The 13,564-nt window shown below is 68.7% G+C and carries 13 protein-coding genes; 5 read left to right on the plus strand and 8 right to left on the minus strand.

Translation table 11 applies throughout. The annotated features are described in order from the left end of the window. Positions 1–66: 66 nt before the first annotated feature. The 3 genes from MKK55_RS18500 to MKK55_RS18510 form a co-directional block, all read right to left on the minus strand. A complete protein-coding gene (locus tag MKK55_RS18500) occupies positions 67–3,252 on the minus strand; it encodes a PAS domain S-box protein (RefSeq protein ID WP_243937038.1) in 3,186 nt (1,061 codons plus the stop codon). Next, a complete protein-coding gene (locus MKK55_RS18505) occupies positions 3,249–4,073 on the minus strand; it encodes a Crp/Fnr family transcriptional regulator (protein WP_243937039.1) in 825 nt (274 codons plus the stop codon). Before MKK55_RS18505 ends, MKK55_RS18500 begins: the two co-directional genes overlap by 4 nt. A gap of 183 nt (positions 4,074–4,256) precedes the next feature. Beyond that, positions 4,257–4,694 carry a MarR family winged helix-turn-helix transcriptional regulator gene (locus tag MKK55_RS18510; protein ID WP_243937040.1) on the minus strand — a complete coding sequence of 146 codons (438 nt, stop codon included), beginning with the start codon at positions 4,692–4,694 and terminating at the stop codon, positions 4,257–4,259. 156 nt (positions 4,695–4,850) lie between these two features. Between MKK55_RS18510 and MKK55_RS18515 the strand changes: the two genes are divergently transcribed. The 5 genes from MKK55_RS18515 (at position 4,851) to MKK55_RS18530 (ending at position 8,723) form a co-directional block, all read left to right on the plus strand. Next, a complete protein-coding gene (locus tag MKK55_RS18515) occupies positions 4,851–5,318 on the plus strand; it encodes an SRPBCC family protein (RefSeq protein WP_243937041.1) in 468 nt (155 codons plus the stop codon). 66 nt (positions 5,319–5,384) lie between these two features. After that, positions 5,385–5,882, plus strand: a complete 498-nt coding sequence (locus MKK55_RS18520) for a cupin domain-containing protein (RefSeq protein ID WP_243937043.1) — start codon at positions 5,385–5,387, stop codon at positions 5,880–5,882. 54 nt (positions 5,883–5,936) lie between these two features. After that, on the plus strand, positions 5,937–6,335 hold the full coding sequence (locus MKK55_RS18525; protein WP_243937045.1) for an MAPEG family protein: 399 nt from the start codon (positions 5,937–5,939) through the stop codon (positions 6,333–6,335). 101 nt (positions 6,336–6,436) lie between these two features. Beyond that, positions 6,437–6,676, plus strand: coding sequence for a type II toxin-antitoxin system ParD family antitoxin (locus tag MKK55_RS29375; protein WP_409566088.1), 240 nt, complete (start codon positions 6,437–6,439; stop codon positions 6,674–6,676). 55 nt (positions 6,677–6,731) lie between these two features. Further along, positions 6,732–8,723: a PAS domain-containing sensor histidine kinase gene (locus MKK55_RS18530; RefSeq protein WP_243937047.1), complete on the plus strand. Its 1,992-nt coding sequence runs from the start codon at positions 6,732–6,734 to the stop codon at positions 8,721–8,723. 79 nt (positions 8,724–8,802) lie between these two features. On the opposite strand, the gene MKK55_RS18535 is transcribed toward MKK55_RS18530, so the two are convergent. Genes MKK55_RS18535 through MKK55_RS29075 form a run of 5 tightly spaced genes read right to left on the minus strand, consistent with a single transcriptional unit; the run spans position 8,803 to position 13,531 of the window. Further along, positions 8,803–10,593 (minus strand): ATP-binding protein, encoded by a 1,791-nt coding sequence (locus tag MKK55_RS18535; protein ID WP_243937049.1) that lies wholly within the window; start codon positions 10,591–10,593, stop codon positions 8,803–8,805. Next, a complete protein-coding gene (locus MKK55_RS18540; protein ID WP_279596272.1) occupies positions 10,583–10,918 on the minus strand; it encodes a circadian clock KaiB family protein in 336 nt (111 codons plus the stop codon). The genes MKK55_RS18535 and MKK55_RS18540 overlap by 11 nt, the downstream gene beginning before the upstream one ends. After that, on the minus strand, positions 10,915–11,238 hold the full coding sequence (locus MKK55_RS18545; protein ID WP_243937050.1) for a circadian clock KaiB family protein: 324 nt from the start codon (positions 11,236–11,238) through the stop codon (positions 10,915–10,917). Before MKK55_RS18545 ends, MKK55_RS18540 begins: the two co-directional genes overlap by 4 nt. Next, on the minus strand, positions 11,235–12,923 hold the full coding sequence (kaiC, locus tag MKK55_RS18550) for a circadian clock protein KaiC (protein WP_243937051.1): 1,689 nt from the start codon (positions 12,921–12,923) through the stop codon (positions 11,235–11,237). The genes MKK55_RS18545 and kaiC overlap by 4 nt, the downstream gene beginning before the upstream one ends. Next, on the minus strand, positions 12,923–13,531 hold the full coding sequence (locus tag MKK55_RS29075; protein ID WP_279596273.1) for an alcohol dehydrogenase catalytic domain-containing protein: 609 nt from the start codon (positions 13,529–13,531) through the stop codon (positions 12,923–12,925). Before MKK55_RS29075 ends, kaiC begins: the two co-directional genes overlap by 1 nt. Between the last annotated feature and the right edge of the window lie 33 nt (positions 13,532–13,564).

Raw genomic sequence — 13,564 nt, forward strand, 5'->3', positions numbered from 1 at the left:
TTGGCCGTCCTGGAAAATGGGGCCGGAGCGACAACCGCGGGACGCGTCCCATGTTGCGGCGCGGTCTCACAGGACGTCCTGGAAATTACGAAGTGGTGCCTCGACGACACAGCACACCCCATCGGACGGGTACGTCAGCGCGATCCTGCCGTCGACCGCGCCGACGAGACCGCGCTCGATCAGCCGCGACCCGAACCCTTTTCGCGATGGGGGCACCACTGCTGGCCCGCCGCGCTCGCGCCAGGATATCGTCAGGACCGGGCCGGGGGCTTCGTCGCGCAAGGCCCAGTCGATCTCGACGCGGCCCTCCGGGGTCGAAAGGGCGCCGTACTTGGCGGCGTTGGTCGCGAGCTCGTGCGTCATCAGCGCGAGGGCGAGCGCCGCCTTGCCGCCGATCTCGACCGCCGGCCCTCGGTAGTGAACGCGATCCGAGCCGTCGTCCTGGAGGCCGACCCCGCCGCGGATGACCGGTTCAATGGGGGCGTGCTCGGCGGCGCCGCCCAACAGGAGGTCGTGCGCCTTGCCCAGGGTGATCAGGCGTTCGGCCAGCACCTCCTTGGCGACGTCGATGTCGGTGGCCCCGCGAAGGGTGTTGGCGGCGATGGCCTGCACCATCGCCAGGAGGTTCTTCATGCGATGGCTGAGCTCGGCGCTCAGCAGGTCGCGCTGCTTCTCGACCCGCCTGCGCGCGTCGATGTCGGAGATGGCCGCGACCACCCCGTTGACGGTCCCGGCCGCGTCGCGCATCGGCGTGGCGACGATCTGGGACCAGACGCGGCTGCCGTCCGGGCGCTCGAACTCGACCTCAAGCTCGGAGCGTTCCAGCCCCTCGCGGATGACCCGGGCCACGGGGAACTCGGTCGGCGCGACCCGGCGACCGTCGGCATGGTAGGCAATCCATTCGCCGTAGCCCTCGATGTCGCGGGATTCGATGGTCGGCCGGCCGATCACGGTCTCCATGAAGGCGTTGCCGCCGATCACGCGGCCCGAGGGCGCCTCGGCGAACACGATGCCCACGGGTACCGTCGCTAGGATCGAGCGCTGGCTCGCCTCGCTCGCCCGGAGCGCATCCTCGGTGCGTTTGCGCGCGGTGATGTCGTTGAACAGCACCGCGACCTGGCGGGAGCCCGGCGCGCCGAAGGGATAGGCGTAGACCTCGAACCAGCGGTCGCCGAGAGCGTTCGCGACGTGCTCGAACCGCTCCGGCGCGCCGCCGCGGGCGATGCGGTCGTAGATCTCGAACCAATGCTCCTCGTGGCCGTCGGCGAGGCCGCGCATCCATTGGCCGAGGACGCCACGGAGCCCCGATTGCCTCTCGAACGCCGGGTTCACCTCCAGGAAGCGGTAGTCGAGCGGACGCTCGGTCGCATCGAGCTTGACCTCGATGACGCAGAAGCCGGCGCCGATGCTCTCGTACAGGTCGCGGTAGCGCATCTCGCTGGCGAGCAGCGCCTCCTCGGCCTTCCGGTTCGCGCTGACGTCGCGCGAGACGGCCAGCAGCTTGGTGACCGCGCCATCGCCGCCCCGGATCGGCGTGACCTGGACGTCCCACCACTTCCGGTTGCCCTTCATCGTGCAGGCCGGTCCAGTGAAGCGCCCGATGCCGCCCGCCGAGGCGGCATCGACGGCCGCCCGGGCCTCGGCCTTGCCGGCCGCGTCCCAGAACCCGGTCCAGTCCGCCCCGGCGATGCCGTCGAAGTCGTCGACCTCCATGACCGTCCTGCCACCCGTACTCATGAATTCGAGGCGCGCATCGAGGTCGAGCACCTTGATGCAATCGGCGGAGGCATCGAGCACGCTGCGCAGGAAGCCCTCGCTCTCCTGCAGCCGGGCGGCGGCGTCGCGCTGCTCGGTACGGTCGCGCAGGATCTTCAGGAAGCCGATGGCCGTGCCCGCCTCGTCGCGCAGCGCCATCATCTCGCCGTTGGCCCAGAATCGCGTGCCATCCTTGCGGATGTGCCAGCGCTCGTCGACGCCGCGGCCGTGATCGAGCGCGGCCCGCATCTCCTTTTCGGCGATGCCGTTCGCCCGGTCCTCGGGGGTGAAGAACACGTCGGCCGGCCGCTCGACCATCTCCGCCGGCGACCACCCGAGGATGCGGGTGGCGCCCTCGTTCCAGTCGTCGACGCGCCCGTCGAGGCCCATGACGATGATCGCGTAGTCGATGGCGCTGTTGAAGACAGCCTCGTAGCGGTCCTCGGTGGCCTTGGCCCTGCGCCGGGCCTCGGCCTCGCCGACCCGGTAGAGGCCGGCGGCGACTGTACCGGCGAACAAGGAGACGACCTCGACGTCGCGCTGCGAGAAGGCGCCGGCCTTGCTGGACTGGAGCTTGAGGACGCCGATGCCGTCGCCGTCGCGGGTGATCGGGACGACCACGCACGACCGCAACCCGAGATCGTCGATCAGGTCGGGCTTCACGTCGGGGTCGTCGAGCACGTCCGCCACCGCCCGCGCCTCCAAGGACAGCAGGCACGCCCCCGCAAGGCTGCCGTGGAGCGGAAGGCGCAGGCCGGCATGGCGGGCGAGGCTCCCGGCCCCGCGCCGGTAGACGAGCTCGTCGCCCTCCCGCATCTCCACGACGCCGCCCTCGGCATGGGGCAGCGCCCGCAGCGCCCCGGCCACGACCGCGTCGAGCACGTCGTCGAACCGCCCGCCCGATCCCATGACGGCGGCCTGGGCGGCGAGCAGGGCCTCGTGCTGGGTCATCGCCGCGCGTTGGGCGGCGAGTAGGCCGTCGCGTTCGTCGAGCGACCGCCGCAGTTCCAGTTGCACCATGACCTGGCGGGCGAGGGCCCGGAGGGACTCGGCCTGGTCCGTGGTCAGGCCGTCGGGTCGCGGCTCGACGTCGATCACGCACAGGGAGCCGATGCACGCGCCGTCGGCGGCCTCCAATGGGGCGCCGGCGTAGAACCGGATGAATGGGTCGCCGGTGACCAGCGGATTGTCCCGGGTGCGAGGGTCCTGACTGAGGTCGGGGACGACGAGGAGATCAGGTTGCCCGAGGACGTGCGCGCAGACCGATTTGTCGAGCGTGGTCTCGCAGGGTTCGAACCCGACGCGGGCCTTGAACCATTGCCGGTCGCCGGCGACGAGGCTCACCAGCGCGACGGGCGTGCCGCAGGCGTTCCGGGCCAGTGCGACGATGTCGTCGAAACCCTTCTCGGGCGGGGTGTCGAGGATGCCGTAGGCGTCGAGCGCCGCCAGCCTGGACGGGAGGGAGACCTCGAACGGGATGGCGGTTTGGGCGGTCATCGGCCGGCCTCCCGGAGCTCGGGAAGGATGGCTTCGGGCCGGGGCGGCGGTGGCGTTCCGGGCTCCGTCGCCTCGACGGCGACGATCCCGCCCCCCGGCGCGTAGATCGCCCCAAGCACGGTACGGAAGTGCCCCCGAACCCGGGCGTGGCAGTCGCAGCAGGCGGCTTCCGTCCGGGCCCGGTCGAGCATGTGGATGCGGCCGCGCCCGACATGGATCAGGCCCTGGTCCTGGAGCCTGGTCAGCACAGTGGTGACGTAGGTCCGACCGATGCCGAGCATCCCGGCGAGCACGACCTGGGTGACCGGCAGGGCGTCGGTGCCGACCCGGTCCTGAAGGCCGAGCAGCCAGCGCAGCACCCGCTGCTCGACGGGATGGGCGGCGTTGCAGGCGACCGACTGCAGCACCTGGGCGAGCAGGCAATCGGCGTAGCGCACGAACAGGTCGTTCAGCGTCGGGGAGGCGCGCTTGGCCTCGCGCAGCCTTTCCGCATCCATGCGCAGGACCGCGCCCTCGACCTGGATCACGCACCGGGTGAAGGCGGGCAGGTAGCCGTGGCTGACCACGCCGCCCATCGCGCCCTCGTGCCCGACCGTGGCGGTCTCGACGGTTCTATCGCCGCCCATCGGCACCAGCAGGGTGGCGACGGTCCGGTCGAGGGGAAAGGTGACGTGCGAGACGTCCTCGCCGACGCGGAACAGCACGTCACCCCGGGCATGCTCCCGTCGGGCGAGATGCGGCGCGAGAAGGGCCACGTCGGGCGCCGCGAGCGCGGCGAGGAGCAGGTTGCCCGCGAACGGGTGACCGGGGTCGCTGGACATGGGAGGGGAAATCCGGCCGACGGCGGATCGTCGGCGAGAATATCCATGCCACGGCCCTCCACCGCTCACAATCCTACATTTGTCGGACGATGCAGCACCGCGGCGAACACCTGGGACAGTGAGGCATCGCTGTCACCGGAAATCGCCGGAACACGGTGGCTCGCAGGTCATACAAGCGAGATTTCAGGCGGACCCGCTCTCCTGCACCTCGCCGTCGGCGGCGATGCGGTCGGTGAGCTCCCTCAGTTCCCGACGCAGCTCGGCGAGGTCGCGATCCGCCAAACCGGTACGGCAGACGACGGACTGCTGCGCGGCCAAGAGCTTGCCTTCAAGCTCGATCCCGACCTCGGTGAGGGCGACGAACACGACGCGTCGGTCGGCACCGCGGGCGCGCGTCGCGAAGCCGGCGGCCTCTAGCCTGTCGACCAGCGGGGTGACGGCGTTGGAACCGAGCCGCAGGCGCTCGGCCAAGGCATGGATCGGCGTCGTTCCGTCCTGCCAGAGCGCCAGCATGACGAGATATTGCGGGTAGGTCAGGCCGAGTTCGGCCAGCAGGGGGCGGTAGGCGCGCACCACCGCGTTGGTCGCGGCATAGAGCGCGAAGCAGAGTTGGTCGTCCAACCGCAGCCTAGACTTCCCGGACGCCATCGCTCAAATTCCATTCAGGCCCGGATGATTCACGCATGAACGAAGCTGTCAAGCGACGGTAACCCGGACCGTAAGGCCGCCCGGCCCGGCGAGACCCGGATCAAGGGTCCGCCAACGAGGAGAAACGCCATGAGGTCGATCCTGAGATCGGCCGTCGTTGTCGCGGTCCTGTCCGCCACACTCGCCCTCGACGAGACCAAGACTGCGACGGCGGCGGCGCCACCGGTCACCGTCCGCAAGACCGTCGGCGGATTCTACGGCATCGGTGACCGGCACTCGGCCGTCGAGACGTGCGTCCTGTCCGGGAAGGGCGGCAAGGAGGTCCGCACGCTGTCCCTGAAAGGCGGCGGCACCATCGTCGAGGAGCAGGTCGCCCGCGACGAGAAGACGATGGCTTACACCTACGCCATCCTGGAGAGCCCGCTGTCGGTCGAGGGCTACAAATCGGCCCTCTCCGTGGCATCGGACGGCAAGGTTTCCAAGCTGGCCTGGACCGGCAGCTTCGAGGCCAAGGGCGCACCCGACGCCAAGGCCGAGGAGATCGTCTACGGCATCTACGACGGTGGCCTCAAGGGTATCACCGACAAGGCCAGGTAGCACCACGTTCCCGCCCGTGGTGGCTGTTGTCGCGGGCGGGGTGAAGCAATGGAGGAAGGAGCCCCCATGAGACATCTCGTACGAAGCCCGATCCTCGCGGTCACGGTCCTGCTCGCCGGCAGCGGCTGCGCCGCGGCGGAGGACGGCCATGATGCGAAGGGAATGGTCGCCATCGAGGACGCCTCCGCCGTCGTCTACGGCGCCGGTCCGGCGAACCTCCCCAAGGGCACGCAGCTGAGCAAGCTCGCAGGCGATCCGGCCAAGCCCGGTCCATTCGTGCTGCGCATCAAGCTCCCGGCCAATACCGTGATCGCGCCCCACACCCACTCACTGGCCGAGACGCTGACCATCCTGTCCGGCTCAATTTATCACCAGCACGGCGAGACCATCGACAAGGCGGCCGGCAAGATCCTGAGGGCCGGCGGCTTCGTCTACCTGCCGCAGGACATGCCGCACTCGCTCTGGACCACCGACGAGCCGGTCGAGTTGCAGGTTAACGGCTCCGGACCCTTCGGGCTCAACTACGTCAACCCGGCCGACGACCCGAGCCGCAAGGCCGAGTGAGGCAGTCGACCGCCGACACGCCCTCGACGGTCACGACCCCAACCAGGACTCCCGATGGCCTATCCCACCCTCACCGCCTTCTACGCCGGCCTGTTCGCGCTCATCTACGTCGGCCTCTCCGCATGGGTCGTGGCGAGCCGGGTCTCCTCCGATACCCTCCACGGGGACGGTGGAAACGAGGCCCTGGAGAAGCGCATCCGCACCCAGGGCAACTTCGGCGAGTACGTGCCGCTCGCCCTTATCCTCGTCGCCCTGCTCGAAGCGGGTGGCGGCGGGCCGACGTTGGAGAGGACGCTCCTGATCGTCCTGCTGGTCGGCCGCGTCCTGCACCCGTTCGGGATGTTCACCGCCAAAAACTCCCCGATGCAGTTCGCCTGCCGCGGCGGCGGCATCCTCGCCACCCTCGGGGTCATCGCCGTCGCCGCCGTCTTCCTGCTGCTGCGTGCCGGCTAAGCGGCGTCCGAATCCCCGGACGCCGGAGTACGAGCATGTCATGTGCACGCACCGGTCCCGAACGAATTGTGCGATATTGTCCTACGAAGTAGCGTGTCGGGATGATCGGACGGAAAGCCGTCAGCGCCTCGCTGACCCCCGAGTTGCATGCCTTCCTGAACGAGCTCGTCGCGGCAGGCGGGTACGCGAATGCGAGCGAGGCGATGCGCGCGGACCTGGGGCTGCTCCGGCACGAGGAAGCGGCGCGCCGGATCCACGAGCCGCGCCGGGACTCCCCACGGCGGGGTCCCGGCATGGGACGGCGCGCCCTGGTACGGGACGGGCATGATGCCCGTGGGTGAGCGCGGAGCCGGTACACTTCCCTTCCTCGTGGGCGGAGGCGGGATGGGCGCGCGCATGCGTGCGCACGATTGGTCTGCTTCCCCTCTCGGAGAGCCCGGGACCTGGCCGCCGCCGCTGGGCGTGGTCGCCGGCCTGATGCTCGGGTCGGCGTTCCCCATGTTCGCGGCCTGGGGACCGGAGCTCGGGTTCCTGTACAACGACGCCTATTCCGCGATGCTGGGGGCGAGGCACCCCGACGCGCTCGGCAGGCCGTTCCGGGAGGTTTGGCCGGAGATCTGGGACGAGATCCTGCCTTTCATCGAACGGGCCATGAGCGGCGAGGCGACGTACCAGGAGGACCTGCCGCTGCGCATGGAGCGCAAGGGGTTCGCCGAGGACACTTCGTGGACGTTCTCCTACTCGCCGATCCGAGACGTGGACGGGACGGTGAGGGGGATGTTCTGTGCCTGCGTCGAGACGACGGAAGCGGTGCGTTCCAGGTCCGAGCTCGCCGACCTCAACGTCGACCTGGAACGGCAGGTCCTGGACCGGTCGCGCGAGTTCAAGCACCTTTGGGACACGTCCCCCGACCTGTTGCTGGTCATCGATTTCCTGGGCGTGTTCCGCAAGGTCAATCCGGCCTGGACGACGTTGCTCGGCTACGCGCCCGAGGAACTGGTCGGTCGGCACGTGTCCGAATTCATCCTGCCCGAGGACGATGCCAGGACCAGGGATGCGTACGAGATGGCGGCCGGCGGCGGCCTGCCCGTCATCGAGAACCGCTACCGCCATAAGGACGGCTCGATCCGCTGGCTGTCCTGGGTGGCCGCGCCCAACGATGGCGTGACGTACGCCATCGGTCGGGACGTGACCGCGAGGGTAGCGGCCCAGGAAGAGCTCGCCACCGCGCAGGACGCCCTGCGGCAGTCGCAGAAGCTGGAGGCGGTCGGGCAATTGACCGGGGGCGTGGCGCACGACTTCAACAACCTGCTCACCGTGATCAAGTCCTCGACCGATCTCCTGAAGCGCCCGGGGCTTCCAGAGGAAAGGCGTACCCGTTACGTCGGGGCCATCTCCGACACCGTCGACCGTGCCGCCAAACTGACCGGGCAGCTCCTTGCCTTCGCACGACGGCAGGCGCTCAAGCCCGAGGTGTTCGCCGCCTGCGACAGCGTTCGCTCGCTCTCCGACATGATGGGCACCCTGACCGGGTCGCGCATCGAGATCGTGACGGACCTTCCCGAGACCACCTGCTTCGTGCATGCCGATCCGAGCCAGTTCGACACCGCATTGGTCAACATGGCAGTCAACGCCCGCGACGCCATGGACGGCGAGGGCCGGCTCGTCGTCCGCGTGCGCGCCGTCGAGGGCATGCCCGCGATCCGGGCGCACGCGGCCGTCACGGGCGGGTTCGTGGCGGTGTCGATCAGCGACACCGGCACCGGAATCCCCGCGGACCGCCTGGAGCAGATCTTCGAGCCGTTCTTCACCACCAAGGGCGTCGGCCAGGGCACCGGCCTCGGCCTCAGCCAGGTGTTCGGCTTCGCCAAGCAGTCCGGAGGCGAGGTCACCGTCGAGAGCGAGGTCGGGCGCGGCACCACCTTCACGCTCTACCTTCCGCGCGTCGCCGAGGAGGCGAGGACGGCGGACGCGGGCGAGCCCGAGCCGCTGATGGACGGGCACGGCACCTGCGTGCTGGTGGTGGAGGACAACGCCGAGGTCGGGACGTTCGCCGTCCAAACCCTGTCCGACATGGGCTACGTCACCGTATTGGCCAACAACGCGGAAGAGGCGCTGGCCGAGCTCGCGCAGGACGCCGACCGGTTCGACGTCGTGTTCTCGGACGTGGTCATGCCGGGCATGAACGGCATCGACCTCGCGCACCGCATCCGCGAGAAGCACCATGACCTACCGGTGCTGCTGGCGTCCGGGTACAGCCACGTGCTGGCGCAAAACGGCACCTACGGCTTCGAACTCCTGCATAAGCCGTACTCGGTCGAGCAACTCTCGCGCCTGCTCCGCAAGGTGGCGACTTGGCAGCGCCGCAGGCGCATCCTGGATCGATAGGCTCGACCCGCGGTCATCGCGGCCGGGCCCGGCGTCGGTGGTGCGTTCCCCTCGCATGATGGTCGTCCTCGCGACCGGACTAGCCAGACCCGTCACGAGGCGCGACGGACGCACGGGATGCCTCGATCATCGAACGGATGCGCGCGGCCATGGTGTCGACGGCGAAGGGCTTGGTGAGCACCGCCATCCCCGGCGCGAGATGTCCGTTGCCGAGCACGGAGTTCTCCGCGTACCCCGTGATGAACAGCACCCTGAGGTCCGGCCGCGACGTCCGCGCGGCATCGGCCATCTGGCGGCCGTTCATGCCGCCGGGAAGACCCACATCGGTGACGAGTAGGTCGATGCGGACGTCCGACTGCAGCACCTTGAGACCGGCCACGCTGTCGCTCGCCTCGATGGCGGTGTAGCCGAGGTCTTCGAGGATGTCGGTCACCAGCATGCGGACGGTGGGTTCGTCGTCCACGACCAGCACCGTCTCGCCCTGCTCGGAGCGGGGGAGCGTCGCCGTCGCTGTCCGTCCGTCCTCCCTGTCGATCTCGCCGTAGTGACGCGGCAGGTAGATCGACACGGTCGTGCCCTTGTCTACCTCGGAATAGATGCGGACCTGTCCGCCCGATTGCTGCGCGAACCCGTAGATCATGCTCAAGCCGAGGCCCGTGCCCTCGCCGAGCGGCTTCGTGGTGAAGAACGGCTCGAACACCCGCGCGATCACCTCGGGCGGCATGCCGGTCCCGGTGTCGGTGACGCTCAGTGCGAGATACTGGCCTTCCGGCATGTCCAGGTGACGCGCCGCCCGTTCGTCCAGCCACTTGTTCGCCGTCTCCACCGTGATGCGGCCACCGCTCGGCATCGCGTCGCGCGCATTGATGCACAGGTTCAGCAGGGCGTTCTCCAGCTGGGACGGATCGACCAGGGCCGGCCAGATCCCTGACGCACCGACGACCTCGATCAGGATTCCCGGTCCGACCGTGCGTTGGATCATCTCCTGCATGCCGGAGACGAGGCGGTTCACGTCGGTGGGTTTCGGGTCGAGGGTCTGGCGTCGGGAGAAGGCGAGGAGGCGGTGGGTCAGGGCGGCCGCCCGCTTCGAGGCGCCCTGGGCCGCCGCCATGTAGCGCTCGACGTCGTTGAACCGCCCCTGCTGCATCCGGGTCTGCATCAGCTCAAGCGAGCCGGAGATACCCGCGAGCAAGTTGTTGAAGTCGTGCGCCAAGCCACCCGTGAGCTGGCCGACCGCCTCCATCTTTTGGGATTGCCTCAGGGCTTCCTCGACGCGCTCGCGTTCGGCGGCCTCGGTCCGGAGGCGGTCGTTCACCTCGGCGAGATCGCGCAGGTGGAGACGTTGTTCGCTGAGGTCGGTGAGCACGCCGCAGAGGAGCGGGGTAATCTCCTCGCGGTTCAATTGACTGAGAGAGAGGTTGACCGGTCGTCCGTCGCCGCCGGCGCATCCCAACGTCAACTCGCCACGCACGACACCTTCGGAAGCATCACCCAGCAACCCCTCGAACGCGGCGATGTCGCCCGAGCGCAGGAACGACTGGAGGGGTATCCCGATCACCCGCTCCTGCGGAACGCCGAGCATCGCGGCGAGGCGCAGATTGCAATAGAGTACGGTGCCGTCGGCGCCGAGGGTGAAGGCGCCTTCCTGGATTTGCTCGATCAGGACCCGGTAGGGTCGGTCGGCGTCCTCCAGCGTGTAGACGAAGCGCTCTCCCGCCGGCCCCTCGACCACGACCGCATCGAAATCGCCGCGGCGGATCGCGGAGACGGTCTCCTCCGCCTCCTCCAGCCGTGCTTCCGTGGCGCGCAGGCGGTCGCGGCATTCCGCGAGGTGCGCCACAAGGTCGTCGCGAGAAGCCTCAGCCGTCATCTTGTTTGACGCCGATGCCAGAAGGGAGATCGAGGCCCCGTAGGACCCTGGCCTCGTCCGACAGATCGCCGACGAGGCGACGTTGGGGGAGCGGTTCCAGACGAAGCAGGGTTGGTGCAGCCACGACCTGATGCACCTCCGCGAGATGGGGCTGCTGGTAGATGTCGATGGTCTCGATATCGACGCGGCCCGCCAGCGGGCCGTCGCAGATCCGGCGAAGGTTCTCGATGGTCCGGCGGGACCGCGGGGTCATGCCGGCCACGAACAGGCGGAGGACGTAGCGTGCCTCCCCCGGCGACGGGACAGAAGCCTCGCCCGCACTCAAGCGGTCTTCGCTTTCGGTCGGATGTCGAGGCCGACCAGCACCTTCTCCGTGTTCGACAGGTCGCCGATGATCCGCTTGAGAGGCTCAGGCAGGCGGCGCACGAGGGTCGGGATGGCGAGGATCTGGTCCCCCGCGGCCAGTTGCGGATTCTTCATGAGGTCGATCACCTCGATGTCGTAGCGACCGGGCAGATGCTCCTCGCAGATGCGCTTCAGGTTCGCCATGGCAGCCATCGACTTCGCGGTGTGACCGGCGACGTACAGGCGCATGTGGTAGGGACCGCCGTCGATCTCCTCCCCGGTGGACGGATCCTCGGTCATTCCGCTGCGCTCCGTCGCTGGATGATCGCCCGGCGTTCCGTCGCCAGCAAGGTCTCGCGGCTCTCGTCTTCGCCGAGCAGGACCGTCTCCTCCTCCTCGGCGACCTCAAGGCTGGCCCGCAATTCGGCGATCTGCCGCTCGATGGCCTGACGCCGCCGGATCACCTCGCGCTTGCGACGCTCGCTCTCCTGGCCGCGGCGCAGGGCTTCGGCCTCCTCGCGGGCCTCCTGGACCACGCGGGCGGTCCCGGTCAGCACGCCGGCGGAGCCGACATAGGCGTCGAGGAGCCTTACGCCCGTCGCGGACATCTGGAACTCGCGGACCTGGTTCGAGTGGCTCATGCCGCGGGCCTTGATCACGTAGAGGGTACGCGTGCGTTCGCCGTTGGCCTCGACGTCGAGAAGCTTGATCCACGCGTCCATGAGAGAGGACAGGCCGAGGTCGCCGCGTTCGTCGAAGCCCCCGTCGGTGCGAAGGCTCGTGAACACCGCGGTGATGCCGCGGCCCTTGAACATGTCGACCATGCGCAGCAGCGTCGCCTGCAGCTCGGTCGCCGGTCCGCGCAGGGCGGAGATGGGATCGATGATCACCACGCTCGGGTCGAAGCGCTCGATGTCGCGATGCATCCGCGCGAGATGGGTCTCCAGCCCGTACAGCGTCGGGCGCGCCGCCTCGAACCGCAGAAGGCCGCTCTCGACATGGCGCGTGAGGTCGAGGCCCACGGAGCTCGCGTTCCGGCAGATCTGTGCGCCGCTCTCCTCGAACACGAACGACATCGCCCGTTCGCCGCGGGCGCAGGCGGCATCGACGATGTAGGAGCTGATCGTGGTCTTGCCCGTGCCGGCGACGCCCGAAATGAGCACGCTCGAACCCCGGAAGAATCCGCCGGGGCCCATCATCGCGTCGAGTCCCTCGATGCCGGTCGGGACGATGTCGTCCGAGACGCCGTAATCAAGGTCCGCCGAGGTGACCGGCAGGACGCTGATGCCGTCCTCGTCGATGAGGAAGGGGTACTCGTTGGTACCGTGGGCCGAGCCGCGGTACTTGACGATGCGCAGGCGCCGGGTGGTGACCTGCTCCTCCACCCGGTTGTCGAGCAGGATCACGCAGTCGGAGACATACTCCTCCAGACCCTGTCGGGTCAGGCCGCCATCGCCGCGCTCGCCGGTGATCACCGTGGTCAGGCCCCGGTCCTTGAGCCAACCGAACAGGCGGCGCAGTTCCGCCCGGAGGATGGCGGCGTCGGACAGGCCGGCGAAGAGGGTCTCGATGGTGTCGAGCACGACGCGCTTGGCGCCGATGGTGTCGACGGCGTAACCGAGCCGGATGAACAGGCCTTCGAGGTCGTACTCGCCGGTCTCCTCGATCTCGCTGCGCTCGACCCTGACATGATCGATGGCGAGCCTGCCCTCGGCGACCAAGCCGTCGAGGTCGTAACCGAGCGAGGCGACGTTGGCACCGAGGTCCTCGACGCGTTCCTCGAAGCTCATGAACACACCGGGCTCGTCGAACTTCGTTGCGCCGTTGACGAGGAAGGTCACCGCGAACAGCGTCTTGCCGCAGCCGGCGGAACCACAGACCAAGCTGGGCCGACCGACCGGCAGGCCGCCGAAGGTGACGTCGTCGAAACCGGAAATGCCGGTCGGCGCCTTAGCCAGTGTCTTGCCGGTGGATGGTTCGGGCATCACGCCTCATGTTCCTTCCCGAGCACCGCGCGCAATCCGGGGCTCTGCCCGGCCATCTCCTCGACGCGGCGTCGCAGGACGGTCTCGATGAGATTGGTCAGCGTCCGGTTATCGTGACGTGCGCAGTCCCGGACGTTCGCGAGCAGATCCGCGTCGATGCGGATCGCGAGGGGTTTCTTCACTCGGGTTTCCCCGCCGCGACACCGATCACGCCTAGGGTCGCGCCCTGCGAAATGCAATACACATTGGCGTCGCGTCTCCGACCGGAATCCCGGCCCAGCCGGATTACCCTGTGAACCCAGGACGCTCGGACGGGAGGTCGCTTTCGGTGGTTGCCGCTGCACGGTGGTGACCCTGCGCAGGATGCGCGACGGTCGCTCGGCCGAGTAGGGCTCGTGCGACGCTGCCTTCGTGACCCGTCCGCTGATCTCGTGACCGGGCATGCACCGGTAGACAGTGTCGCGCCATTCGTTCTCGGCCTGGTGGATGTCGGAGTGGCAGACGCCCCAGTACAGGACCTCGCTCGGCCCCGCCTCCTCACGCTCAAACGCCAGCGGCTTCAGCCCGGTGAAGGAATGCCTGGTGGCGTAACCCAGGCCCTTGATCAAGCTTCGTTCACTCGTGACGGTTCGTGGCCCCGT

The organism is Methylobacterium sp. J-059, from assembly GCF_022829485.1.
Taxonomy (GTDB): Bacteria; Pseudomonadota; Alphaproteobacteria; order Rhizobiales; family Beijerinckiaceae; genus Methylobacterium.

Excerpts from the sequence above, each read along its gene's own strand:
- MKK55_RS18525 (WP_243937045.1), top strand. The coding sequence starts at position 5,937 with ATGGCCTATCCCACCCTCACCGCCTTCTACGCCGGCCTGTTCGCGCTC.
- MKK55_RS18515 (WP_243937041.1), top strand. The coding sequence starts at position 4,851 with ATGAGGTCGATCCTGAGATCGGCCGTCGTTGTCGCGGTCCTGTCCGCC.
- MKK55_RS18535 (WP_243937049.1), bottom strand. The coding sequence starts at position 10,593 with ATGACGGCTGAGGCTTCTCGCGACGACCTTGTGGCGCACCTCGCGGAA.
- MKK55_RS18545 (WP_243937050.1), bottom strand. The coding sequence starts at position 11,238 with ATGACCGAGGATCCGTCCACCGGGGAGGAGATCGACGGCGGTCCCTAC.
- MKK55_RS18520 (WP_243937043.1), top strand. The coding sequence starts at position 5,385 with ATGAGACATCTCGTACGAAGCCCGATCCTCGCGGTCACGGTCCTGCTC.
- MKK55_RS18500 (WP_243937038.1), bottom strand. The coding sequence starts at position 3,252 with ATGACCGCCCAAACCGCCATCCCGTTCGAGGTCTCCCTCCCGTCCAGG.
- kaiC (WP_243937051.1), bottom strand. The coding sequence starts at position 12,923 with ATGCCCGAACCATCCACCGGCAAGACACTGGCTAAGGCGCCGACCGGC.
- MKK55_RS29375 (WP_409566088.1), top strand. The coding sequence starts at position 6,437 with ATGATCGGACGGAAAGCCGTCAGCGCCTCGCTGACCCCCGAGTTGCAT.
- MKK55_RS18530 (WP_243937047.1), top strand. The coding sequence starts at position 6,732 with ATGCGTGCGCACGATTGGTCTGCTTCCCCTCTCGGAGAGCCCGGGACC.
- MKK55_RS18505 (WP_243937039.1), bottom strand. The coding sequence starts at position 4,073 with ATGTCCAGCGACCCCGGTCACCCGTTCGCGGGCAACCTGCTCCTCGCC.